Genomic DNA, 21874 nt, shown 5'->3' with positions numbered 1-21874 from the left:
GGTACGATGGCATAGCGGATGGGCAGGATCGGGACACGTGCGCCGCAAGCAGGGCCAGAGGTGGCGCTGCTGACCGAGTTTTCATTCATGTGTGGGTTCCTTGCTTTCGATCAGTGCTTGCAGCTCGCGAAGCCTGCCTTGAGGCGATTCCTGAAGGTTGGTGTAGATCTCTCCAGCTTCGGCGTTGCTCATCAGCCACATGTGCTCGGCGACCAGGCGAATGAACTGACCTGCGACTTCTTCATCGCGGAAATTGAGTTTTTTCAGCTGGGGGAGTAGTGCTTCGATCCACTCATAGACGTCTGCAAAGCTGTGAGTGGTATATGGCGGCAAGGCCAACACTTCGTGTGTCAGGCTGCGCACGAAAAGGTCGTGCAGGCCAGCGTGGAACCGATCGAGTTCATGCTGCTGTAGGGTCAACGCTGGCTCGTGCCGCGAGCGCGCTGAGGTGGGAACACGCTCGAGTGTTCGACATTCGTGGGCCGGCCCCCAGTCGATACGCCATGCTAACCGCGATACTGGACCTAGCCAGGTCTCCCTTTGGTCGTCGTCCAATCCTGCCAGCCAGGCTGAGAGGTGATTGGGTTGAATGTCGTGCTTCGCAACTACCTGACTGGGCAGGAGGAACTGAACCATGCTCGTGAAGTGATCTGCGAGATCCATGAGGCTGGCATCTGAATCCATTGCAATCACGGCGCCCAAGGGCTGCCAGACGGCAATTGCATGATGGGCTAGATCGGGGGCGGTGGCGGTGTCCACCAACAAGGGCCCCATTTCATACTCTTCATCCAGAGCGCTGCGCTTCCATACCCAAGCGTGGGGTACGTTGGGGTTGATCTGGCTGATCAGTTCCAACAGCGACGGTGAATAAGGCGGAATGACCTCTCCTTTGATGATCTGAGGAGGTTGCATAGCCGAGAACTCGATAGGAATGGGCAAAAGCATCAGATAGCGATATCCATGCCCGATGATTTCGCATGAGTCTTGCGCAGGTGTAAGGCTCGGTGAGATTTCACTCATTGGCCCTGTCCCCCTATGCACTTGCAATCGGGCAAGGCACAACTTCCATCGGGACGCCGTCCACACTGGCGGTCCAGAGGCTTACCGCTGGCAGGGGCGCTGGCCATGGAAAATGGATGGTTCGACCCGCCGGCCGATTTGAACATTTCGCCGTTGATACGAATCGTCGGGCTGTCCAGAGTCAGGCCGCCTTCGTCGATTCGAATGGAGCCGCCGGGCCCTTGAATGACGATTGCTTCCGCCGCATTCAGGGTGTAGATCCGCGTACGCCGACGAATTTCTGCTCGGGCTTCCAGTTCGGCATACCCCTCAATCTGCTGCTCGAGGTTACCGCCAACACTGATTCGATGGTCGGCGGCTATTTGGTCATGGCGATGGTTGCCGACGGCCTCGATGCGATCCTTGCCTATGTTGATCGTTTGGTTTCGTCCCACCTCAACAGCTGCGTCGCGGCCGATGGTTATCCGCTCATCGTTGCCCACGGTTTCGTTGCGGTCGTTGCCGATCGTGATCGTTTCGTCATGCTCGACACCCTCGGTGCGATCATTACCGACCCGCGTCGTCTCATCATGCTTGACCACATTGTTCTGATCCCGCTCGGCATGGATGAACACCTCCTGGCACCCCAGCTCATCCTCGAAGCGCAGCTCATTGAAGCCTTTGCCCTTGTGGGTCTTGCTCTTGATGGTCATGCGCGTCTTGCGTGGTCGGACGGCTATTGCTGCAAGACGCCGTTGAGCGATTCCAGAACTTCGGTAGTGATCAGGTGCAGGCGATAGCTGTAGATACCGTAAGCCACCGCCATGGCCAGAGCAGAGATCACCAAGGGACTCCACCACGGCCATTGCCGGCTCATGCGGTAATGAAGGGGGGCGACATTGGTCAACGGGTCGTGGGTAGGTTCCGGCACCGGACCGCGCACTTCACGGATGACGCCATGCACCTTCTTGATCAGCTGGTTCAGCGCTTCGTCACCCTTTGGCGCGATGCCGTACTTGCCTTTGAGGCCCAGGCACAGGCACATGTAGATGAACTCGATGACGTCCAGGTAACGCTTGGGCTCCTGCATCAACCTGGAGAGCACTGTGAAGATCTTGTCACCGCCCGAGGTTTCATGATGGAAGATGCTGAGCAGCGGTTCGTGGCTCCAGCAGGAGGGCGTTCCCCAAGGCCGGGTCATGACGGCTTCGTCCAGGTAAAGGCACAGCGCATAGGAATAGGCCAGCAGATGCGCGGGCTCGTAGGTTTGCTGGCGCATTTCGTCGAGGATGTTGGAGACCTCGTTACGAACCTGCTTGTGGACTTCCGCGATGTGCGGTAGATCGTCCAGCGTACGCAGGCGCATCACAAAGCCGAACAGCGGTATGGCGGCATCTATCATCTGATTGGTGTGGCTACCGCGCAATGCGAAGTCCGGATCGGCTGGGTATTCGTATTTATGCCAAAGTTTGCCTGTTCCGCTATCTCTCTGACCTGAGTATTCGTCGCTCCAAGCGGATAAATCGAGCATGATTTCGGCACTGCTTTCGCTTGCATTGTAGTGGGGGCCAGTCGCCGCCTGGTTCTTCTCGTATTGCCTACCTGATCGGTGCATAAACGGTTCCTTGTCGCAATGCTAAAGTGTAATGACTATTTTACTGTCGAAACCAATCTTTGTGCCGCAGGAGGCTAACGGACGACAGTTCCGAGAAGTGAACTGATGGTGGCGCACGATTGCCTTAATTGGCGTTTCTCTTACTCGAGTAGCCAATCAGCGTCTCCTTCTGTTAACACGCCTCCATGATCCGTTGTGTCTCCTTCACGAGCGACTGCGCTCGCTTCTATGAAATAATTTTTAGACCCGGTCACTATTACTGCCCCACAACTGATCCGGTCGCCAATTCGGGCCACTGGCCTACCACTGAAAGTATATGTTGCGCTGCCTGTTTCCACTACACCATGGCCGTGTAATGGGCATTCATGGCGGTGCCCAACGAGCACGACAGGCTTCATAGTTGACCCTCTGGACTAGGGGCGGTACGGGACTCTAGATCCATCTCGGCGGGCCATCGGACCTCGGGCGCGAATCGATTAAGTAGACGCCTATGAACCTCCCTGGTTAAATAGTTTGGTGTGGAATCGAGTTTCGATAGTTCTCCGGGACCGTTTTGCATAAACTTTTGAGCCATGGCCCAGTACTGCTCTCCTTTTTCTATGCTATCAGCGAAGGGCAAGCGGTCTATGATTTTATCAGTTTCGGGGTTGCAAACTGAGATCATAACTTTTTCTACCAGACCGCCGGATCCCAAGGGTAAATATACCCGATATGCCTCAGCCGTCACATCCTGCCAGTCGTACACTACAGCCTTAACTCCCCAGTTTTCCCGGGCGAACGGACGGAATCGGTCGAATCTATAGCTGTAAAAATAAACTTTCTGGCGTTGTCGATTGAAGCGAATTGGTTCATTGTATGGTAGCCTTAGATCTAGCCATATGCTCGGGCCTGTCAAGTATAATGCGGCTAGCCACGCTAGCAAAAGCGTGATAATTGATGTGTAATCAATCTTTGGTGAGGTCAATATTGTGGCAGATAGAAAAATTGAAGCTGCCGCTGATGCCAGAAGTATTGCACAACCTGCGATGCTAAAGAATCCCCGGTAAGCCACCCGGGCAAGGGGAATCTCTAGGAATATCTCGTTAAGGCTAGTAATCGGCGGGAAGCCATTCAGCGTGTCGATCTCTAGCTTAAGGCCTGTATTAGTTTTAGGTAAGTCATATTGCCAACCAATATCTCGATAAGTTTTTTTCATTAAGTGTACACTGTTGATAGTATTTCGGCATAACCATCGGGAGTCATTCGGTCGGGCCAGTAGATAATATGTAAGGATGCGCTGCTTAATGAGTTTATTTCGATGTCCGGAGTGAGTTCTACTTCTCCCGCTAGCTCAAGTGTGAAACTGAGATTGCCTTCTTGGGATGAGGGGTTTCTGGTTTCGAGAACTTTAACTTTCCCATGACGATGAATCATTGTTGGTGAAGGGTTTGACGATAAGTCGCTGAGGTGAGCAGTCTGGGGTGGGCGGTTCAGTGGGAAGTGTTCAGCGTAAGCTGCAAGTTTTCCGGTGTTAAGTTTGTATGCCTCACTATCTCCATGGTGCTGGAGAAGTACACTCCATTGATAGCTTGATAGGTCTTCAGCAAAGCCTGGGAGTCTTATGCGAAATTTAACTTTCTGTTTTAGCTCAATTTTTTCAACTTTGCCTTGAAGTGCGCCAGTTGAGGCGTTGACTATGTTGGATGAGAATGTGATGCTTGTGCGTACGCCAAGCGTTGCTGCATTTAGCTCGGCGAACGCTAAATCTGCGTGATGAGGCTGATTCCAATGAATAGCTGGGGTCTCATTGGCATAACCAAAGTAACTACGTCTTGCCCAGGATTCCAACTCAGTAGATTCCTCTTTTGACGAAAATTTGCTCAAGGATGTTGCGATTAGGCTCAGGGAAATTGCAATGCCTAGTGGGCCTAGTATAAGTGGAGTGCTAATGGCCATGATTGCATAGTATGTTCCCAAGCTTGCTGCAATGGCGGAGAGTGCATGTCCGACGGCTGCTCTGCCATCTCCTTCTCTAAAAGTTCGTTTGGCTGCAATCGCGGCTTGAGTCGTGTCAATTAAACCCGCTGCAGCACTGATTGAGGCCCCAATGCGGATGATGTTTCTTCCTAGAGTTCGAGCTTGGGTTGCTATCGATATTGATATTCCTGCGATTTCTGCAGCGGTACCCAATATTGCTACTTGTGTTCCATAAAGCGCGATCATTGCTTCGCCAGCTTTCGATCCTATTACGGCCTCTGCGCTTATTCTATTACGTTCTAGGCTGTTGCTCAGTAGATATAGCCCACCCAACGCTAATAATAAATCCCAGCTTCCTGATAGACCTCTCAATCTGAGAAAGTTTTTGCGGACCAATTGCGCAGCCTGTTGGGCGTTTATTTGGACTCCCTGAAGGATCTTGCGCGCACCTAATTCCAGCGTCCCCACGCCCACCGAAATATGGAACAAATTTAATTGGGCCGCGTTATTCAGCTGATTGACGTTTAGGTTGACCTCCCTGAGCAATTGCTCACGCAGCACATCAGCCTTCGCTTCAACCCAGACACTCACATTGATCACCGTATTCGCAATCTTCGGATCAAGCACCGCAAGGCTCAGCAACCCTGTTTGGATAATCGGTTTGACCTTGCGGGTTCCGTTGTGAGCCCCGGCTTTCAACTCATCGAGAGTCGGCCTCAACCGATCCCGGGCTTTGGCCATAGCGTCGCTAGCTTTTTTCTGCACCTCGCGCAAATGAGCGCACTGCAAGGCGTAGTACTCACCCAATTTCATCTGCACGTGCAGCTCAATCAAATGCACGCCGTTGTAGAGCAACTGGCTCGCCGTGTTCAGGCGAAGCACGGTATGCTGGATCCCCGGAGTTATTTGGGCCTGCAGGCGCTGGGTGGCAGCATTGAGTGCGCCTTGAACTTCGGTGATCGCCTGTCGCAGGTCACCACGCAAGCGTTGCCCTAGGTCGTCGCTGGCAATGAGCTTGCTCAAGGCGGCATAGAGTTTGTCACTGTCATTCCATTGCACCGGCCCATTTTGAGAAAAGCTGGGAAGCAGGCTGGCGAGAACTGCCTGATCTCGGAGTATCACGGCACGATACGCAGGGCTGTTTGGGTCCTGCAGCCACTTGAGCCAGAGTGCTTCGCTGGACCCGGCTGGTGGAGGGCCTGGCTCGGGAGCCGAGCGGGGTGCTTCGGTAATGCCACCTGCCAAGCACGCGGCCATGGTCTTGGAGTACGCAATGCCCGAGTCACGGTCCCGGCCATCATAGTCGTATTCCTCGATGAGCTTGAACGCGGTGCTCTCACATAGGGTTGCGTAGTTTTTCGCTTGCTGGTCGATGTGCCACTGAAAGCGCGCCTCCTGACTGTCGTATTCCAACTGGAACGCCGCCCGCCGCGACTCGTCATACCGTTCCTCCAGCCTCTCGTCGCTCTCTCGCTGGCGCATCTCGACGATTCGCTGGTATTCCACTTGTGGATCGACGAAAACCGGCGGTCCATCGCCTGCATGAGTCTCGAACTGCGGAACCTTTTCCGCTGCCCACTGACGGTGTGTTGCTCGAATGATTTGGAGGATTTGCGAGGTTTGCAATTGGTAGGCGCGCTGCGGATCTTCTCGCCAGGCCTGCCGCTTGACGATCCAGCCCAGGCGTTGATGGTTGTATTCCTGAATCAGGCCGACCGTGTCGTGCAGGACCACCGCAGGTACGCCCTGGTTCAGCTCATGCTTGGCCATGGCATTGATCACGAATCCCCTCAACGCGGTTTTGCGTAAAAACCGGCTGTGGAAGCCATGGGCGCTGTCGAATGGGCCGGCCAGTTGCTGGTTGTACTCAAACACCTGGCGATCGACTTGCAGTTCGTCAGGGGTTATAGACAGGCCGACATCGTCTGGATTTTCCCGGGCCTGCGTCAAGTCCAGCACCTGGAACCGATTGGAAGGAAATTTGGCCGACTTGTAGCCGACGAGCACGCTGGCGGGCCAGGGATCACTGGAGAATGCGAGCCACGCCGTGCTGTAGCGGCTTGTATCTATGTTGATGAAAGCTGATGGAATATCGTGGTCCGCGTTCACACATTTGTTGGGCAACGGTGGTGGTGGGCCAAGTGGCGGCTCGTACGGGTCAATGCGGCGAAGGTGACCTTGTTCGGTCACTTGGTAGGCATGCCATACGCTTTCGTCGAGCAATACATAGAGGAACCCACTGCGTAATATGCGTAGTCCTTCGATAGCCGCTGGCTGGGCATCGTCTGCAGTCCAGGCGGGTCGTGTATCAGGTACGAGTGCTCGTCTCAGAGGGAGGATGGGCAGACCATGACGTTCACAGGCCTTGCACCGGGTTGGCAGTGCGGCCTCGGCGACCGCAGTGGCGATGGTTTGACTGATACTCATGGACGGTACCTGGCTGAGGGAAGGACGGATGTCATGCGCTCCCAAGCCGCCTCGTTGTATTGAGCGAGCAACGAGGCAAGAGGGCGTTTCAAGCGGATGGCCGTTTCGATGCAATGTTGGACGGGCCGCAAGGTATGCACATCGGCGTTCAGGCATAGCTGATGGAGAGCGAGAACCAGAATGTCTTCCTCTGCGGTGAGACCCAGCCTGCGTGCATCTTCAATGTGATTGGATGCGCGTACTGCGGCAAAGGCGGGCAAAGGCAACTGATCCATGAACCAGGAGCGAGCCAACAAGGAGCGGCGCGCGGCCAGCAGGGTTTCGATCAGCGTGACATCCTCTTGAACACGCAGGCTGGCCGCAGGCAAAGCGCTATGGCAATGAGGCTGACCTTTAAGGCTGGCGAGCTTGCCGCCACTGCTCGGGAACACCCAGTGTTCGATTGGCCACCAAGGGCCAAGCTCTGGGCGCTCGAGTGATGCGCCAAGGAGCTCGAGGCGTAAAGGTTCATAGACCGGACAAAAGACTGTGCCGCCTGATGGGGTCGGCAGTTGGCATAGCGCGGCCAAGTGATCTGCGATTTGAGAGGGCAGGGCTTCGCTCAGCAGCCAACCACATATCTGGCGTTTGCGGCGCTGGATGTCCCTACCCGCAGCCCCAACTGTGATTTCCAGCAAAGGCATATTGAGAGGCGCCCCAGGGTTGGACAGGCAAATCAATGCAGGGTGTAGCGCTGGTTCGGGCGGCAAGTCCGCCCTACGAACCCGCGTGATCGCGTGGTCGCCCAAGAGCTCATGCAGCCGAGTGAGCATCGAGTGATTGTCATCGTCAGGTACCGCTAACGGGTCCACCAGTACGAAGCAGTACATCGCAGGCCGCCACAACTCCGTGATAAGCCTGATCACGGCATCGCTGTTCATCGGCGCTTCTCCTCGCAGGTCGTGCTGGGCTCTGATGTCAGCTCCAGCGCTATAACGTTCCCTTCTCCATTCGCGCCCGCTTTGGTAGGCCCCAGGAGTGTGAGTGTTCGGCCGTTGATCGTGATGCCTTCCTGATCGAGGACGATGCTGCCGCCCGGGCTTCTGAACTCGACGCGCTCGCTGACTTTCAGCTCGTAGACAGTGGTCTGTTGACTTACGCCCTCGCCAATGCTGATGCTCTGATGACCTTTGACGAAGAGATCACTGTCGCCGCCAACAGATATTCGCTGGTTGGCACCCGTGGACTCGAATCGGTCGTTGTCGACCTGCTCGGTCAGGTCATGGCCAACAGTTATCTGGCTAGAGCGTCCGATCCGGTGAATTCGGTCGCGTCCCGTTTCCTGGCGGAGGTCGTGGCCAACGGTCAGCTGTTCATCATTGCCAACCTCTTCGACACGATTGCGTCCGACCCGCGTCGTCTCATCATGCTTGACCACATTGTTCTGATCCCGCTCGGCATGGATGAACACCTCCTGGCGCCCCAGCTCATCCTCGAAGCGCAGCTCATTGAAGCCTTTGCCCTTGTGGGTCTTGCTCTTGATGGTCATGCGCGTCTTGTGTGCGGGCAGCTCATAGGGGGGGAGCTGGTTGCCGCAGTAGGTACGCCCGGTGATCATCGGCTGGTCGGGGTCGGCATTGACGTACTGGATGACCACATCCTGGCCGACCCGCGGAATGGCCATCGAGCCCCAGCCGAGGCCGGCCCAGCCCTGGGATACGCGGACCCAGCAGGAGCTGAACTGGTTGTCCTGGCTTTCCCGGTCCCAGGGGAAGCTGACCTTGACCCGGCCCCATTCGTCGCAATAGATCTCCTCGCCAGGCGGGCCCACCACGGTAGCCATGTGCGGGCCGTCGATGCGCGGCTTGTCTGGGGATTTGGGGCGCCACTCGGCCATGCCGGGGACCAGCACGGCGGTTTGCTCGTAATGCGTGCTGCGGTCCGCGCCTGCAGCTTCCTCCTGCAGGCTGGTGAACTGGCTGCCCGTGTGTGTCACCTCGACCACCCGCCAGTGCGCGTTGAGGTCTTCGCGCGGGTGCTCGGTGAGGGTAAAGCTCAGGCCGGGCTGCAAACGCATGTCGTCGCCCTTGACCTTGGCGATCCGGGCATCGTGGCGCAGTGCGGTGAGCTTGTTGGCGGTGAAGGGCTTGCCCACCGCATCGCGCTTGTAGCGCCCTGGATAGTCGAAGCGCTCGTACCAGGGGGCGCCATGGGCGTTGGCCGCGTGTTCCTGGCGATAGGCCGGGTTGGTGAAGGTGTAGTCGCGTTGTACCTGGCGCGAGGTGCGCACCTGCTCGCTGTAGCGCAGGCGGTGCAGGCATGGCCCGGGTTGATCGCCACCGCTGTTGGTATGGTAGAGCACGGTGTCGATTTTGGGTCTTTGCGAATCGTCGGTTCGCTCGTCGCCTTCCTGGGTGATGGCGCCCTGGCGGAGTTGCCCGAACGCCAGCAAACGGTCGGTGAAGATCAGCTTGTGCTGCTTGGCACTGTGCTCGAAGCGGTAGACGAAGCCTTCCTCGGCGGCCAGGCGGGTGATGAACTCAAGGTCGGTTTCACCAGCCTGGACACAGAACTCTCGGACCTGGTGGTCGAGGCTGCTGAACAGGTCATGGCGCAGAATGCCCTGGCCCTTGAGCATCACGTCGAGAATCTGCGGCACGGTTTTCTGCTGAAAGATGCGCCAGTTCGAGCGCAGGCTGGCGCGGGCCAGCTGGGGCTCGACCACGGCGTGGTAGTGGGTGCGACGAAAGCCCGTTTCGCCTTGGCTGAAGGTGCTGACCAGGCCATGGACATAGCGTACCGGGCGATCGGCGCGCCAGAGGGTGAAGAGCACGGGCTGGTCGAGCAGGTGGGTGAAGTTGACGTCTGTCTGGAAACTGACGAGTTCGAGGGTCAGACGAAAGGGTGTGCTCACTGCCTCCGTGAGTGAGAACGACACCACCTCGAAGAGCGAATCGCCGACCAGGGGCTGGAAGGTGAAACGCAGGTCGGATTGGTTGGGCATGGAAATTCCTTGTACGCCGTTCGCGGAAATGAAGACCCGGACAGGACTGACCTGCCCAGGACATTCAGCGCAGGTCAGACGATCGGCTTGCGCCAGTCATCGGAACCCTCGGTACCCGCGGTGACGTGGGTCCAGGCTATCTTGCGGTATGCCATCGACACCTCGATCAACTGAGTGAAGTCAGCGTTCTTGATGTTCTGGGCGTGAGGTAGGACGGTATTGATTGCGACGATGGTCGCGTCCTCGAGCTTGGTCGTGAAGAAGTGCTCCTGTTTGCCTTCCACCGAGGTGCGATACCAGTTGACCTCGACGGTGGGCAGCATCTCGCCGCTCGCCAGTGCCTGGTACATCAGCGGTGTGGCTTTGTTCAGCGAACTGGTGAAAGTGAAGGGTTTGTGTACCCGCTGTCCCGACGGCTGGCCGCTCTGCGGGTCTGTGGGCACGTTTATCAGGTGTTTGATTTCCTGTACCAGAATCTCGTCTTCATGGCCTTCCACGAAGACATTGCCGACCGAGTCGGAAGTGAATGCGCCGGCCGTGATGTTGCCTTGGGTCTGACCTTCGATCTTGATGTAAGCGGGTGTTGGCATGGCAGTCTCTCCTGCGTCCATGTGGATAAAACACGCACACCAGCGGTGGCGTGGCCATCGAAAGCGATGGGCTTGTCAGCGAGGCAGCAGCCCCGCCAATTCGGTGCTCGACGATGTTTGCGTGGTCGGACGGCTATTGCTGCAAGACGCCGTTGAGCGATTCCAGAACTTCGGTAGTGATCAGGTGCAAGCGATAGCTGTAGATACCGTAAGCCACCGCCATGGCCAGGACGGAGATCACCAATGGACTCCACCACGGCCATTGCCGGCTCATGCGGTAATGACGGGGGGCGACATTGGTCAACGGGTCGTGGGTAGGTTCCGGCACCGGACCGCGCACTTCACGGATGACGCCATGCACCTTCTTGATCAGCTGGTTCAGCGATTCGTCACCCTTTGGCGCGATGCCGTACTTGCCTTTGAGGCCCAGGCACAGGCACATGTAGATGAACTCGATGACGTCCAGGTAGCGCTTGGGCTCCTGCATCAACCTGGAGAGCACTGTGAAGATCTTGTCGCCGCCCGAGGTTTCATGATGGAAGATGCTGAGCAGCGGTTCGTGGCTCCAGCAGGAGGGCGTTCCCCAAGGCCGGGTCATGACGGCCTCGTCCAGGTAAAGGCACAGTGCATAGGAATAGGCCAGCAGATGTGCAGGCTCGTAGGTTTGCTGGCGCATTTCGTCGAGGATGTTGGAGACCTCGTTACGAACCTGCTTGTGGACTTCCGCGATGTGCGGTAGATCGTCCAGCGTACGCAGGCGCATCACCAAGCCGAACAGCGGTATGGCGGCATCTATCATCTGGTTGGCATAGCCTCCCCGGAGCGCGAAGTCCGGGTCGGCGGCATAAACAGGGTCAACGGCATTGTCTGCTCGTTGGTTCACGGATTCTGTCGTTGATGCAGACGTTTGCAGCATCGAGGGCATGGCGCGCTTGACCGTGCCAGTGTGTTGATCGGCCTTGTAGACATGGTTTTCCATCTCATTCACTCCTGATTGCCCAGAACTGCAGCTCCAGGCCCGGAATCTCTCCGGAAATCTGAATGCCGAAACCATGGCTGTCCTTCATGTCTTCCCAGGCTGGGTCACGCCGTTCCAGCTCGAAGTAGCAGTAGCCTGCATGGAAGGGCAGGTCGCGGGGGGCCACAGGCAATGGCAGCAGAGGAATGCCGTTCAACAGGTACGGCACTTGTTGGCTGCTTGCCGTGAGCGAGGTGACCTTGGTTCTTTGCAAGAACTGTTGGCGTAGCTCCTCGGCAGGTAGATCGCCACGCACGGCAAGAACGAAAATTGCCTCATCGATCAGGCGCCGGTCTTCCAAGGTGCTGCTGAGCACGCCGTGAGCGTAGGCACTCAGTGGCAGCGAGACTGCCCGTGGTTGCAGCACGGTGCTCAGTGCCCGGCGCAGAGTGTCTTCCAATGGCTTGAACGAGGTCCGTAGAGCCGTGTGGTGATACGCGGGATAATCCTGGGGCGTCCTGCTTTCATCGGTGAACGTCACCAGCTCGGCGCATGCCTGGCTCATGCACAGATAGAGTTGTTCTGGGTGAGTCTGTGGCTGGCGCGCCAGATGCTGGAAGTAAGGCCACCAACGGTTCATCGCTTGCAGCAGGTTGAAGTCGCGAATATCCGCGACACCGGACTGGCTCGAGGAACCGATGCGTGCAGCCAGGTTGCGGGCGCGTTCGCGCAGGGTGTGGGTGATCTCGTCGAGAAAGCGTTTCAGGCCAGGCACCGCCGCTACGCAAAGGCTGGTGGGATAGAATCCCTCGTCCAGCCGCAGGCCACCATCAGGACGGCGCTCGAGGACTCTGGCCAAAGCGAGGCGGGTGTAGGCGCTGCTGTCTTGCGTCTCGCCCCTGAGCTGAAAGTTCGGTACCGCCAGGTCCACTTGCACCAGATCACCGTCTGCGGTGTGGGTGTCCTTGATTTCGTACGGCTGAGCGACATAGCGATAATTGGCGGCGCTGTCTGGCCAGCTGACTTCCCGCCCACCCTCGGTGCGAAGCGGCAGGCACAGGTGGATCTCGCTGTTCAGTGATGCCGCGCCAGTGATTTCCAGCGGCGCTGGAGGCGGAAGGTCGCCTGGAATGTCGAACACGGTCCCATCGGGCATGATGCCTCTTGCGCGCGTGATGGCGATCTTGCCCAGGCTCAGGTACTCGTCGTTCAGCTGTAGTTCGCTGAAACCATAGAAAGCTCCGTTGAGAGTGGCGAGGCGTTGGTGAAAGGCAGCCTCGCTGGCTCGAGTCGACTGCTGGAAATGTTGTGGCTTGACGAACAGTCCCTCAGGCCAGAGGACTGGATTACGTGAGCTCATGGGCGCTCCAGGGCAGATAGAACAGGTGGGCGGGCGCAGTAGGTAGTCATTGGCTTTCTCCCTTCAGTACCAACTGCGAGTCTTGAATCAACAGGGAGAGCACGATGTGGCGGCCCTGGGGTGGTATGCGAAGCACCTGTTTCCACGTGGTGCCTTGCTGAGGGCCGTAATCGGCGATTACCGCGATGTAGCGGGTGTCGGGATTGACTGCGGCGAACGGTACGAACTTGAATTGGCCTGGAAGGAGCACGTAGTCGTCGTCGCGGATATACGAGCTGCGCAGTGCCTTGGCCGGATCCGTGCGCAGAGCTTGATACAAGCTGTTGCGCAGTAGGGAATCGTCTCGCAGTTGCAGGATCTTGATGGCGATGGGCGTGGCTATTTGCTCCGAGGCTTCGGTCTGGACACTGGGCAAATCCAGGGGGACGCCAGGCCTGTGATAGCTACCGGGTGTGTCTTCGCCCTGAATCGAATGGAGCTGTTCCTCTGCGGTGTCCCCTTCAGATACCTCGGGCGATAGTGCTGGATAACGGTCCTGCAAATGACTGAGTCCGCTTGTAACTCTCTCGGTCAGCACATAAGGGTCGTCAGCGTTGAGATTCACGGTGTAGGGACTGGACTCGAATGCGACGTCAGCCACAAGGGGCGCTTCCAGGCTATTGGGGTTGCCATTGACCGTGGGACTGACATTGATGCTGAAAGCCACCTCGGTGGGCTGATCTCCGGGAGCGCCGACGGGTATGGAGGGGTCCATGATTACCTGACCCAGCTTGCCCAGGGTGGAGCAACCTGCGCTGCCGACGAATGCCAGGGGCAGAGTGATGATGAGCAACAAGCGGCGAGTCATGGTTGCACTCCTCCAATAAAGCCCTGCAGATCGTCAGGCTGCGCTGCTGCCGCTGGACTCGTGTCCAACGCCAGCAATGGGTCGTATCCGATGATGTGATGGAACGCCTGGCAGATTTCGGGAGGTGCCCTGTCTGCGATGTTCTCGAGTCCTCTGGCATCGGGATGTGCTGGCGGCAGGGCTGCAATCACTTCCTGCTGGCGGATGAACAGCCCCTCCACTGAACCTGTGTTCATTCGTTCCTGGTAACGCACCTGAACCACGAACCGACCGATGCTCAGTTGGTCGCCATCCCTCAGACGCATGGCCCCCTGCCGTCCCACGCTTCTCGAACTGCCATTCAGGAAAGTTCGGTTGCCATGGTCGACGACGCAGAAGCAATCCTCCGCCCAGCGAATCTCGCAGTGGATGGGTAGAACACCCTGGCATCGATCGAGCAGCTGCCAGTCCGCAGCCTGGCCTCCGATGGTGCCTCCGCTGCGGTCGAAGCGATGATGGCGAGTCATGCCCTGTCGCAGTTGCAGGCAGTTGGCGATACTCAGGGTCAGTGTGTTCATGAGCGCCCCCGAATGCTTACCACGGGACGGCATTTGCCCTGTTTGTCGTCCATGAAGCTTGTCCAGCCGAGATGAGCACCCTGGCTGCGATGCAGGCAGAAGGGGGAAAGTGCATGCTGCTTGAGTCGAAGCTCCAGGTCGTAGGCAAGACCGTCGCGCAGGAGAAAGTCGATCAGGGCGCGCAATCGCCCGAAATTCACGCCGCTGGGTAGCAGGTCCCGCAGTTGCGTCTGGTCGAGCTCGCTGATCACGAGGGTGAACTTGCTGCTTCGGGTACGTGTTCGGTTACCGACCGAGAAACTGCTGCCGAGTAGGCCATTGGCAAGCCCCAGGCTGACGGTCTGCTTGGTGCAAGTGCTAACCAGGCGCGTCTCGAACTCGCGGATCTGCACTGACCCCAGGTCGAAGCAGTGGCCGATGATCCCGGCCACCGTACCGGGGGCGCGGCTGCGGCTGGCGATGACGCCAGCAAAACTCAGCAGTCGGCTCCAGGGCAGTGGGGTATCGCCCCGCAGTTGCTTGTTGTTGAGGCCGATCAAGGCGAAGACGTACTGGGAGAACTGATCGCTGGCACCCGCTTGGAAGCGGATGTGATAGCGATACTTACGCCAACTGCGGTGCAACAGGCTGAGTATGTAGTGGTTGAAGAAGTCGAAGAAGGCCGGGCGTGCACCGATGCCCTGGGCATGTTCGTAGGCCAATTGCTCCAGGTAATAGCTGGGCAGGGGCGAATCGGTACCGTGCAGCCCCATGAACGTCGTACAGACCTTGTAGCGTTCATCCCCTTCAGGCATGCGCTCGGCCTTCGAGACATCGGCCACGGGAAACGTCAGGCGTGGATCACTGGTCAGGCGCACGCGCCGACGCACAGCATCTATTGGCCAACGAGGCTCCAGATCATCGCCATGGAGGCCGTGCAGGCGTTCCAGCAGCTGAAAGAAGTTGTACTGATGCGCCTCGGCCAACAGCCGATCGGCTAGATCAGCGGTTGCTTGCCGGTCAGTAGTGGCCATGTGTAATGCTCATTGTTGGTGGTGTTGGTTACTTCCAACTGGTGGAAGGAGTTGATGCTGGCGTAGAGCGCGAAGAAGTGGGAAAGCACGCAGCTGAAGAGGTAGAGGTCGCCCTCGCAGCGGAACCCGCTCTGTTCGATGTTCAGGTGGGTCCGCAGGCCGCGGATGGGTTGCCCCTGGATCAGCCAGTCCAAGGAGGAGGTGTGGGCGTCACGGATTGCATCGAGACGCTTGCGCGTGGAGCGGGCCTGTTGGATGTCATGCAGGGCGACGAAGTCGTAGGCGCCGATGACTGCCTTGAGCGGGTCTGTAGACAGCAGCGACAAATAGTTCAGCGACAGGTTGGAAATCAATGCCCACTGCAACTCGCCATCGAGCACTGGCCGACAAGGTCGAGTCGGGCGCCGGATATTGCGGTACCTGACCAGTGGCGGGGTGACTTCGGTATTCACGCAGATGTCGCCCACGCTCAACGCCAGTGGCAGATCCCGATTGGTGCAGGTCAGGTCGATGGACGCGGTCTCCAGGTCGCCGATGTAAAGGTTGGCGTCGGCCCGGACGAAACTGATGCGGTGAACCACTCCATCGTCTCGCAGCGAGTTTTCTACCTGGCAGCGGTAGTACAGCGCGGTGCGGCCCTGGACATGTTCGATTTCATGGGCGAATGACTCGAATGGGCGGAAAACGCGCAGGGGCTGAACGCCGGCACCGCCCTCCGTGCTACGCGTGCTGATGACCTGATCGACACTGAATATCTCGTAGGCGTGGAGCTGACCGCCAGTTGGTTTCAACATGGCGTGTGCCTGTTCGCCAGACAGGTCTATGGGCTCGGCGCCGTGCTGGAACAGGTTGACCGCAGGCGTGCAGAACAAGCTGAAGTCATCGGTGCCCACGCGCATCGACTGGGGGAATTGGCGGCTGAAGTGAAACTCGAGACGGACATTTCGGCTGGCCTGGTCGGGCCACAGCCTGCCCAGCCCCGCCAGGCTGAAAAAATGGAAGCGCTGCGGGAAGGCAAAGTACTCCTGCAGGATACGGTATCCGTCGAATACATTTTGCGGATATGGCAGCAACGCCTCGTCGGGACTGAATCCTGAAAACTTCACGCTACTGGCCGGGATTCGACGTACCTCACCGTTGATGGTGACCCGGACTTGAAGCAAATACTGCGACAGCCACAGATACAGTGTTTGGGCAGAGTGATCGTCGCCGCTCAGGTGAAAGTCGAGACTATCGCATTCGAGGGTATTCAACGGGCGCTCGATCAGCGTGCCCAGGTCAATGCGCACCACCGAGCTGTCCAGTGTCTGGGTAGCGTCGACCTGGCTGATGACGAAGGGTTGCAGTGTAACGTCGGTGCACGTTCGGAACTCGCAGGCGATGCCATCCACCGGCTTGGAGAACAAGCGGGCGCCTTTGGGAATTTGCTGGGATTGGCTGAGTGACTGCTCGAGCGGGGTGAACTGAACGATGGTTGCGCTTGGGAGCGGACGCAGATAATTAGGCCACAGCAACTGCAGCATCGGGTGCGTCAGTTCCGGCAAGTCATCTTCGAGCTTGAGCCGCAACTTGGCGGTCAGGAAGGCAAAGCCTTCGAGCAGGCGCTCGACATCAGGGTCGCTGCTGTCCTTGCCGAGAAAGCGGGCGAGTTGCGGGTTGTCCTTGGCGAAGTCGCTCCCGAGTTCACGCAGGTAGCGAAGTTCTTCGGTGAATCGGTCCTTTAACGACATGGCTAGCGTACTCGCGTGTAACGGTTGTGGCCGTTGACCAGCAGGTCGATCTGCAACTGCTCCGACAGATTGTTCACCTGCAGCTGGCACTCCAGCCGAAAGTGCAGCTCCAGCGGGGCATTGGCATCCGGGATAGCGGTAAGCGCCTGCAGACGTATCCGCGGCTCGAATCGGTGTATGGTCAGGCGGATGTCTTCGCTTATCTGCTGGAGCAGGTCACCGCTGCTAGAGTCGTGGCTGTTGAAATCACGCAGACCCAATTCAGGGCTGCTCTGCGAGCAACCCTGTCGGGTATTCAGCAGCGTTTCGAGGTGGCGCTTGATCATGTCGAGTTTGTGCCCGGCACGTTCCGTCCTGGAGGGCTCCGGGCCGTTCTGCGACTGCGCCGCCAGGCGACCGAACAAACCCGTCATTGGGTATCGAGCCGCCCGACCAGGGAGATTTCGAAGTTCGCGCCCATGTACTTGAAGTGCGGACGTACTGCGAGCGAGACCTGGTACCAGCCCGGATCGCCAGCCACATCGGATACTTCTATCTTGGCGGCACGCAGTGGTCGGCGGCTTCGGACATCGGCGGACGGGTTTTCCTGGTCAGCGACGTACTGCTTGATCCACTTACCCAGTTCGGATTCGAGATCCTGGCGTTCTTTCCAGCTGCCGATCTGCTCGCGCTGCAACACCTTGATGTAATGGGCGAGCCGGTTGACGATGAACAGGTAGGGCAGTTGTGTACCAAGTTTGTAGTTGGTCTGGGCCTGCAGGCCCTCGGGCGTTTTCGGGAAGGTCTTCGGCTTCTGCACGGAATTGGCCGAGAAGAATGCCGCATTGTCGCTGTCCTTGCGCATGGTCAAGGCGATGAAACCTTCCTCGGCCAGTTCGAACTCCTTACGATCGGAGATCAGTACCTCGGTTGGAATCTTCGCTTGCAGTTGACCCAACGATTCGAACAGGTGCACCGGCAGATCCTCTACGGCACCTCCCGATTGCGGGCCGATGATGTTCGGGCACCAGCGATAGCGTGCGAAGCTGTCATTGATGCAACTGCCCAGCAGGAACGCGGAGTTGCCCCACAGATAGTTGGTATGGCGGCCGTCGATGTTTTCGTCGTAGTTGAAACTCTGGATCGGCTGTTCGTCAGGATGGTAAGCGGAGCGCAGCATGAAGCGAGGCCCGACCAGGGCAACATGGCGCGCGTCTTCGCTCTCGCGGAATGCACGCCATTTGGCGTGGCGAGGGCCGGCGAAGATGTCCTTGATCTCTTTCAGGTCGGGCAGGCCTTCGAAGCTACTCAGGTTGAAGAACTCCGGTGCCGGTGCCGTCAGGAACGGGGCGTGCGCCATGGCGCCGACCGAGGCCATGTAGTTGAGCAGCTTGATGTCGGGGGAGGAAGGGCCGAAGCTGTAGTTACCGAGCATGGCCGCCACAGGTTCACCACCGAATTGTCCATAGCCTGAGGTGTAGACATGCTTGTAGAGGCCGCTGCAGGTGATGTCGGCGGCGTTCTCGAAATCGTCGAGCAGGTCTTCCTTGCTGGTGTGGAGGACCTCCAGCTTGATGTTCTCGCGAAAATCGGTGCGGTCCACCAGAAGCTTGAGACTACGCCAGGCGGACTCTAGCTCTTGGAACTCCGGCTGATGCAGGATCGCATCCATTTGCTTGCCCAGTACACGATCGACTTCAGCGATCATCTGGTCGACGCGATGTTTGTTGATCGTTTGATCGACGTCATCGTTCTTGAGCATTTCCGCAATGAAAGCGGCCACGCCTTGTTTTGCCACGTGGTAGCCATCCTGCGTTGGCACCAACATGGTTTCGGCCATGAGTTGGTCAAGCAGGGTAGCTTTACCGAGAGTTTCGGATTCTATCTCTGTGCGGGTGGTCGTGCTGTTCTGCTCAGGCATCAGTCGCGCTCCTTTGGATTAGTCTTCAGCAGGGGCTTCGAAAATCATTTCCAGCTCTTGCGCGAGTTGCTTGCGAGCTTGCTCGTCAGCCAGTAGGCGTTGCAGTTGCTTGCGGAATGCCGGGACATTCCCCAGCGGTCCCTTGAGCGCGACGAGTGCCTCGCGTAATGCCAGTAACTTGTTCAGCTCAGGTACCTGACGGGCAATGTGGTCTGGCCCGAAGTCCTTAATCGAGCCGAACCGTAAGTTGACGGCGAGCTCGGCGTCAGGCAAGGCGCTAAGTACAGAGGGCACAGAAATGTCCAGGCTTACGTCGGCGTCTTTCAATACGTCGTTGAAGGTGTGCTTGTCGATGCGCAGGATCGGACGATCTTCGAGGGACCTATCTTCGCTGAGCCCGAAATCGCCGAGGACCAGCATCTTGTGGGGTAGTTCTATTTCCGCTTGCTCATTACCCGTGGCGGGAACGTAACGGATGTTGATGCGCTCTTTGGGGGCAACAGAGCTCATGGTTTTAGACATGCGCGCAACTCCTTGTAAGAAGTTTCCTACTTAATTGGGTCGTGAGTTATGGTTTTGTAGGAATGTTCCTACAACTTCCTTCGGTTTGGTGTTATTTTTTGTTGGTCGTGTTCGGTTGTCCTAAAAACGATGCATCCGAAGTTGGTTTCTGGTCGAGTTAAAAATTGTAAGTTTATATTTATTTGTGCGTTTTTGGTTTTATGAATTAGTCTCGTTTTTGTTCTCGGGGCTCCGGTTTTAATTTGTGCGAAAGTTTCCCGGGTTAATGTAGGAAAAATTACCTGTTAACTTGATAGTCATTCCCTAGGAAGAGAGCTAGTTCCAATGCTTAGTCGCTGCGCCTACAGTGCTGGGTTGTCGTTGCTGATTTGTCTGAATTCGGCGTTGGCTGCAAATGTTCGCGATTGCCCTCGTATCGTTTCCAACCTTGAGCGCCTAGCCTGCTTTGATGAGGCTGCGGGAACACCCGCACAGGTGAAGAGCCGGACATGGTCTGCGCCGGAGCAAGAGGCGCCCAGCGTCGTCAATGTGCTGGGCAACGAAGCCGACCGAACGGCGGACGACCTGACTTTCCGCATACAGGCCGACGGCGAGGAGCGAGCGCGGTCGCGGGTGATCATCTCCGCACCCGCGATCGCGTCGATCGAACCGCGTACCTATCTGTCGATCAGTTGCATACAGAACATCTCCCGCCTGCAACTGATTACCGGACAAGCGTTCGCAACCCGCCGGGTCAAGGTGCAGTTGCATGGCGAGCGAGGCTCTACCTCCGCGACTTACTGGCAGGTCATGGAAAATGGGCAGGTGCTCGATGCAGGTCGTGGATTGCCGGCGATCGAGCAGATCAAGACGCTCATAGGTGCCAACCGGATTCGCGTGGCCAGCGATGACACATCGATCGATGGGCTGACATTCGATGCCGTCGGCCTTGACCCCATGATCGACAAGGCGCGCAAGACATGTCGCTGGTAGCGCAGGTTTCAGCGCAGGAGATCAGGCGTTTGCTTGCTCCCGTCGACCCGCAGATGCCTGCCGGGTTGTTCGACATGGAAGATGAGACCTATCAGGCTATCGATCAGGAAATGGTAAAGCTCGGGGGGCTGCAGGAGAGCTCGATCGACTGGTCCTATATCGAGGAGGCGTCTCGCCAGTATCTGGCCAGTCAGTGCAAGCACCTGCGTATCGTCGGGCACCTGAGTGTCGCCTGGCTACGTAGCCGCTGTTGGCAAAACTGGGGTTTCACCCTGGAGCTGCTCGCCGGCATGATGGAGCAGTACTGGGAGTGCGCCCATCCCAAGCCTGGCCCCAAGGGCCTTCTCGGTAAGCGCAAGCTGGTCGGCTTGATCATCAACCGCTTGCTGGATGCCTTACCAAGGTTGGATCGTTTCACCTACAGTTGTACGCATGCCGCCGTCGCACAAGAGGCCCTGGCAAGCTTGCGTCGGCAGTCCGAAGCCGCGCAACTGGATGAGGCCGCCCTTGGTGAACTGGAACGGCTTATGCTCAGGCACCTGGAGTCCGCCGAGAGCGGAGACGACGCTACCGCCATGCAAGCAGTGCCAAAGATCGAGCCGGCGCCCTTGCTCGATCTGTTCGCTGCGCCCAAGGCCAGCCTCTCTCTGGGTAACGAACGCGAGACTCGCCGAGCTGTGCTCAGTATGGCTGAGTTCATCAACCAGCAGGACCCCTATGACCCTGCGGGCTACCAACTGCGGCGTTTTGGCTTGTGGGCCCATCTCCATGCAGCGCCAGCTGCCAGGCAGGATAACCGCACGGAGTTGATGGCGGTTCCGCTCGATATTGCTCGCGTCTACGAAGACGCGATCGTCAGCACATCCATCGCCCCGGCCTTGCTACTGCGGATCGAAAAGAGCGTGACGTCGTCGCCTTATTGGATTCGAGGCAGTTATCTCGCCAGTACCGTGGCCGCGCGCCTTTCAATGGACGAAGTGGCCGAGGCCATCCGCAGCACTACGGCGCGCTTTGTATTGCGCATGCCAGCTTTGCAACAACTGTGCTTCAGCGATGGCACGGCGTTCGTCGATGGTCAGTGCCTGGCCTGGCTGAGGGGCAGGGTGGCGGATAGCGACCAACCCAGCGCAGGTCGGGAGTTCGCAAGCCTGCGTGAAGAACTCACCAGCCAGCTGGAGTCCAGTGGCGTAGAGCCGGTGCTCCTGCACCTGCAGGGTATGCAAGCGGACTTGCTGGCACCTCGCGAGCGCTGCCACAGCACGATCATCGCTGCCGACCTACTCGCAGCGAGGGGGATTTCCTGGTTAGCCCAGGACCTGTGCGCCAGTGTTGCCCAGACGATGCAGCAAACCACTGCCGATGCCTGGGAGCCTGATGTGTTCCAGAGGCTTCAGCACTACGGCGCAACCTCAGCGTTGCTTGAAAAGAACAGGGAGTAGAAGCCT

General features: G+C 57.8%; 19 protein-coding genes and 1 pseudogene. 2 read left to right on the top strand and 18 right to left on the bottom strand.

All coding sequences use genetic code 11. The features are described 5' to 3' along the window. Nucleotides 1–81: 81 nt before the first annotated feature. From IAE37_RS02345 to tssB, 18 genes and pseudogenes are all read right to left on the bottom strand, one after another. Nucleotides 82–1020 carry a DUF4123 domain-containing protein gene (locus IAE37_RS02345; protein WP_328822683.1) on the bottom strand — a complete coding sequence of 313 codons (939 nt, stop codon included), beginning with the start codon at nt 1018–1020 and terminating at the stop codon, nt 82–84. After that, nucleotides 1017–1721 (bottom strand): annotated as a pseudogene (locus IAE37_RS02340) (bacteriophage T4 gp5 trimerisation domain-containing protein); the annotation flags it as partial. The gene IAE37_RS02345 and the pseudogene IAE37_RS02340, both read right to left, overlap by 4 nt. Nucleotides 1722–1735: 14 nt before the next feature. Then, nucleotides 1736–2614 carry a type IVB secretion system protein IcmH/DotU gene (icmH, locus tag IAE37_RS02335; protein ID WP_236409731.1) on the bottom strand — a complete coding sequence of 293 codons (879 nt, stop codon included), beginning with the start codon at nt 2612–2614 and terminating at the stop codon, nt 1736–1738. Between the two features lie 140 nt (nt 2615–2754). After that, nucleotides 2755–3012, bottom strand: coding sequence for a PAAR domain-containing protein (locus tag IAE37_RS02330; RefSeq protein ID WP_201168464.1), 258 nt, complete (start codon nt 3010–3012; stop codon nt 2755–2757). Beyond that, the gene (locus IAE37_RS28695) at nt 3009–3809 is read right to left on the bottom strand and encodes a DUF6708 domain-containing protein (RefSeq protein ID WP_236409730.1); all 801 of its coding nucleotides are present in this window, start codon (nt 3807–3809) and stop codon (nt 3009–3011) included. Before IAE37_RS28695 ends, IAE37_RS02330 begins: the two co-directional genes overlap by 4 nt. After that, nucleotides 3809–6997, bottom strand: coding sequence for a T6SS effector BTH_I2691 family protein (locus IAE37_RS02320; protein WP_201168461.1), 3189 nt, complete (start codon nt 6995–6997; stop codon nt 3809–3811). The genes IAE37_RS28695 and IAE37_RS02320 overlap by 1 nt, the downstream gene beginning before the upstream one ends. Next, nucleotides 6994–7917, bottom strand: coding sequence for a hypothetical protein (locus IAE37_RS02315; protein WP_201168459.1), 924 nt, complete (start codon nt 7915–7917; stop codon nt 6994–6996). Before IAE37_RS02315 ends, IAE37_RS02320 begins: the two co-directional genes overlap by 4 nt. Next, on the bottom strand, nt 7914–9980 hold the full coding sequence (locus tag IAE37_RS02310) for a type VI secretion system Vgr family protein (RefSeq protein ID WP_201168456.1): 2067 nt from the start codon (nt 9978–9980) through the stop codon (nt 7914–7916). The genes IAE37_RS02315 and IAE37_RS02310 overlap by 4 nt, the downstream gene beginning before the upstream one ends. 74 nt (nt 9981–10054) lie before the next feature. Then, entirely contained in the window at nt 10055–10570 is a 516-nt protein-coding gene (locus IAE37_RS02305; RefSeq protein ID WP_201168454.1) for an Hcp family type VI secretion system effector, read from the bottom strand. A 133-nt stretch (nt 10571–10703) separates the two neighbouring features. Beyond that, nucleotides 10704–11453, bottom strand: a complete 750-nt coding sequence (icmH, locus tag IAE37_RS02300; protein ID WP_328822681.1) for a type IVB secretion system protein IcmH/DotU — start codon at nt 11451–11453, stop codon at nt 10704–10706. Between the two features lie 97 nt (nt 11454–11550). Then, complete coding sequence (tssK, locus tag IAE37_RS02295; protein WP_201168441.1) at nt 11551–12888, bottom strand: type VI secretion system baseplate subunit TssK; 1338 nt, start codon at nt 12886–12888, stop codon at nt 11551–11553. Nucleotides 12889–12934: 46 nt separating this feature from the next. Beyond that, nucleotides 12935–13735 carry a type VI secretion system lipoprotein TssJ gene (gene tssJ / locus IAE37_RS02290; RefSeq protein WP_201168430.1) on the bottom strand — a complete coding sequence of 267 codons (801 nt, stop codon included), beginning with the start codon at nt 13733–13735 and terminating at the stop codon, nt 12935–12937. Further along, nucleotides 13732–14292, bottom strand: a complete 561-nt coding sequence (locus tag IAE37_RS02285; RefSeq protein WP_201168422.1) for an FHA domain-containing protein — start codon at nt 14290–14292, stop codon at nt 13732–13734. Before IAE37_RS02285 ends, tssJ begins: the two co-directional genes overlap by 4 nt. After that, entirely contained in the window at nt 14289–15305 is a 1017-nt protein-coding gene (gene tssG / locus IAE37_RS02280) for a type VI secretion system baseplate subunit TssG (protein WP_201168407.1), read from the bottom strand. Before tssG ends, IAE37_RS02285 begins: the two co-directional genes overlap by 4 nt. Further along, nucleotides 15269–17035, bottom strand: coding sequence for a type VI secretion system baseplate subunit TssF (tssF, locus tag IAE37_RS02275; protein WP_201168398.1), 1767 nt, complete (start codon nt 17033–17035; stop codon nt 15269–15271). Before tssF ends, tssG begins: the two co-directional genes overlap by 37 nt. Nucleotides 17036–17037: 2 nt before the next feature. Next, entirely contained in the window at nt 17038–17448 is a 411-nt protein-coding gene (gene tssE / locus IAE37_RS02270; protein WP_201168391.1) for a type VI secretion system baseplate subunit TssE, read from the bottom strand. Then, complete coding sequence (tssC, locus tag IAE37_RS02265) at nt 17445–18935, bottom strand: type VI secretion system contractile sheath large subunit (protein WP_201168383.1); 1491 nt, start codon at nt 18933–18935, stop codon at nt 17445–17447. Before tssC ends, tssE begins: the two co-directional genes overlap by 4 nt. Before the next feature lie 18 nt (nt 18936–18953). Continuing rightward, on the bottom strand, nt 18954–19457 hold the full coding sequence (tssB, locus tag IAE37_RS02260) for a type VI secretion system contractile sheath small subunit (RefSeq protein WP_201168364.1): 504 nt from the start codon (nt 19455–19457) through the stop codon (nt 18954–18956). Nucleotides 19458–19811: 354 nt separating this feature from the next. Here tssB and vasI point away from each other — a divergent pair, with 354 nt between their 5' ends. Together vasI and tssA are read left to right on the top strand one after the other, a co-directional pair. Further along, nucleotides 19812–20429 carry a type VI secretion system-associated protein VasI gene (gene vasI / locus IAE37_RS02255; protein ID WP_236409729.1) on the top strand — a complete coding sequence of 206 codons (618 nt, stop codon included), beginning with the start codon at nt 19812–19814 and terminating at the stop codon, nt 20427–20429. Then, nucleotides 20417–21868 (top strand): type VI secretion system protein TssA, encoded by a 1452-nt coding sequence (gene tssA, locus IAE37_RS02250; protein WP_201168351.1) that lies wholly within the window; start codon nt 20417–20419, stop codon nt 21866–21868. The genes vasI and tssA overlap by 13 nt, the downstream gene beginning before the upstream one ends. Nucleotides 21869–21874 lie beyond the last annotated feature (6 nt).

The sequence above is a fragment of the Pseudomonas sp. S31 genome (assembly GCF_016648105.1).
GTDB lineage: Bacteria > Pseudomonadota > Gammaproteobacteria > Pseudomonadales > Pseudomonadaceae > Aquipseudomonas.
This window is presented reverse-complemented; position numbering and strand designations above follow the sequence as displayed.

What these genes read in the sequence shown, in the direction of transcription:
- IAE37_RS02285 (WP_201168422.1), bottom strand. Translation starts at nt 14,292, where the DNA reads ATGAACACACTGACCCTGAGTATCGCCAACTGCCTGCAACTGCGACAG.
- tssA (WP_201168351.1), top strand. Translation starts at nt 20,417, where the DNA reads ATGTCGCTGGTAGCGCAGGTTTCAGCGCAGGAGATCAGGCGTTTGCTT.
- IAE37_RS28695 (WP_236409730.1), bottom strand. Translation starts at nt 3,809, where the DNA reads ATGAAAAAAACTTATCGAGATATTGGTTGGCAATATGACTTACCTAAA.
- tssC (WP_201168383.1), bottom strand. Translation starts at nt 18,935, where the DNA reads ATGCCTGAGCAGAACAGCACGACCACCCGCACAGAGATAGAATCCGAA.
- IAE37_RS02320 (WP_201168461.1), bottom strand. Translation starts at nt 6,997, where the DNA reads ATGAGTATCAGTCAAACCATCGCCACTGCGGTCGCCGAGGCCGCACTG.
- IAE37_RS02310 (WP_201168456.1), bottom strand. Translation starts at nt 9,980, where the DNA reads ATGCCCAACCAATCCGACCTGCGTTTCACCTTCCAGCCCCTGGTCGGC.
- tssF (WP_201168398.1), bottom strand. Translation starts at nt 17,035, where the DNA reads ATGTCGTTAAAGGACCGATTCACCGAAGAACTTCGCTACCTGCGTGAA.
- IAE37_RS02315 (WP_201168459.1), bottom strand. Translation starts at nt 7,917, where the DNA reads ATGAACAGCGATGCCGTGATCAGGCTTATCACGGAGTTGTGGCGGCCT.
- tssG (WP_201168407.1), bottom strand. Translation starts at nt 15,305, where the DNA reads ATGGCCACTACTGACCGGCAAGCAACCGCTGATCTAGCCGATCGGCTG.
- tssK (WP_201168441.1), bottom strand. Translation starts at nt 12,888, where the DNA reads ATGAGCTCACGTAATCCAGTCCTCTGGCCTGAGGGACTGTTCGTCAAG.
- IAE37_RS02330 (WP_201168464.1), bottom strand. Translation starts at nt 3,012, where the DNA reads ATGAAGCCTGTCGTGCTCGTTGGGCACCGCCATGAATGCCCATTACAC.
- icmH (WP_236409731.1), bottom strand. Translation starts at nt 2,614, where the DNA reads ATGCACCGATCAGGTAGGCAATACGAGAAGAACCAGGCGGCGACTGGC.
- IAE37_RS02305 (WP_201168454.1), bottom strand. Translation starts at nt 10,570, where the DNA reads ATGCCAACACCCGCTTACATCAAGATCGAAGGTCAGACCCAAGGCAAC.
- tssB (WP_201168364.1), bottom strand. Translation starts at nt 19,457, where the DNA reads ATGTCTAAAACCATGAGCTCTGTTGCCCCCAAAGAGCGCATCAACATC.
- IAE37_RS02345 (WP_328822683.1), bottom strand. Translation starts at nt 1,020, where the DNA reads ATGAGTGAAATCTCACCGAGCCTTACACCTGCGCAAGACTCATGCGAA.
- tssE (WP_201168391.1), bottom strand. Translation starts at nt 17,448, where the DNA reads ATGACGGGTTTGTTCGGTCGCCTGGCGGCGCAGTCGCAGAACGGCCCG.
- tssJ (WP_201168430.1), bottom strand. Translation starts at nt 13,735, where the DNA reads ATGACTCGCCGCTTGTTGCTCATCATCACTCTGCCCCTGGCATTCGTC.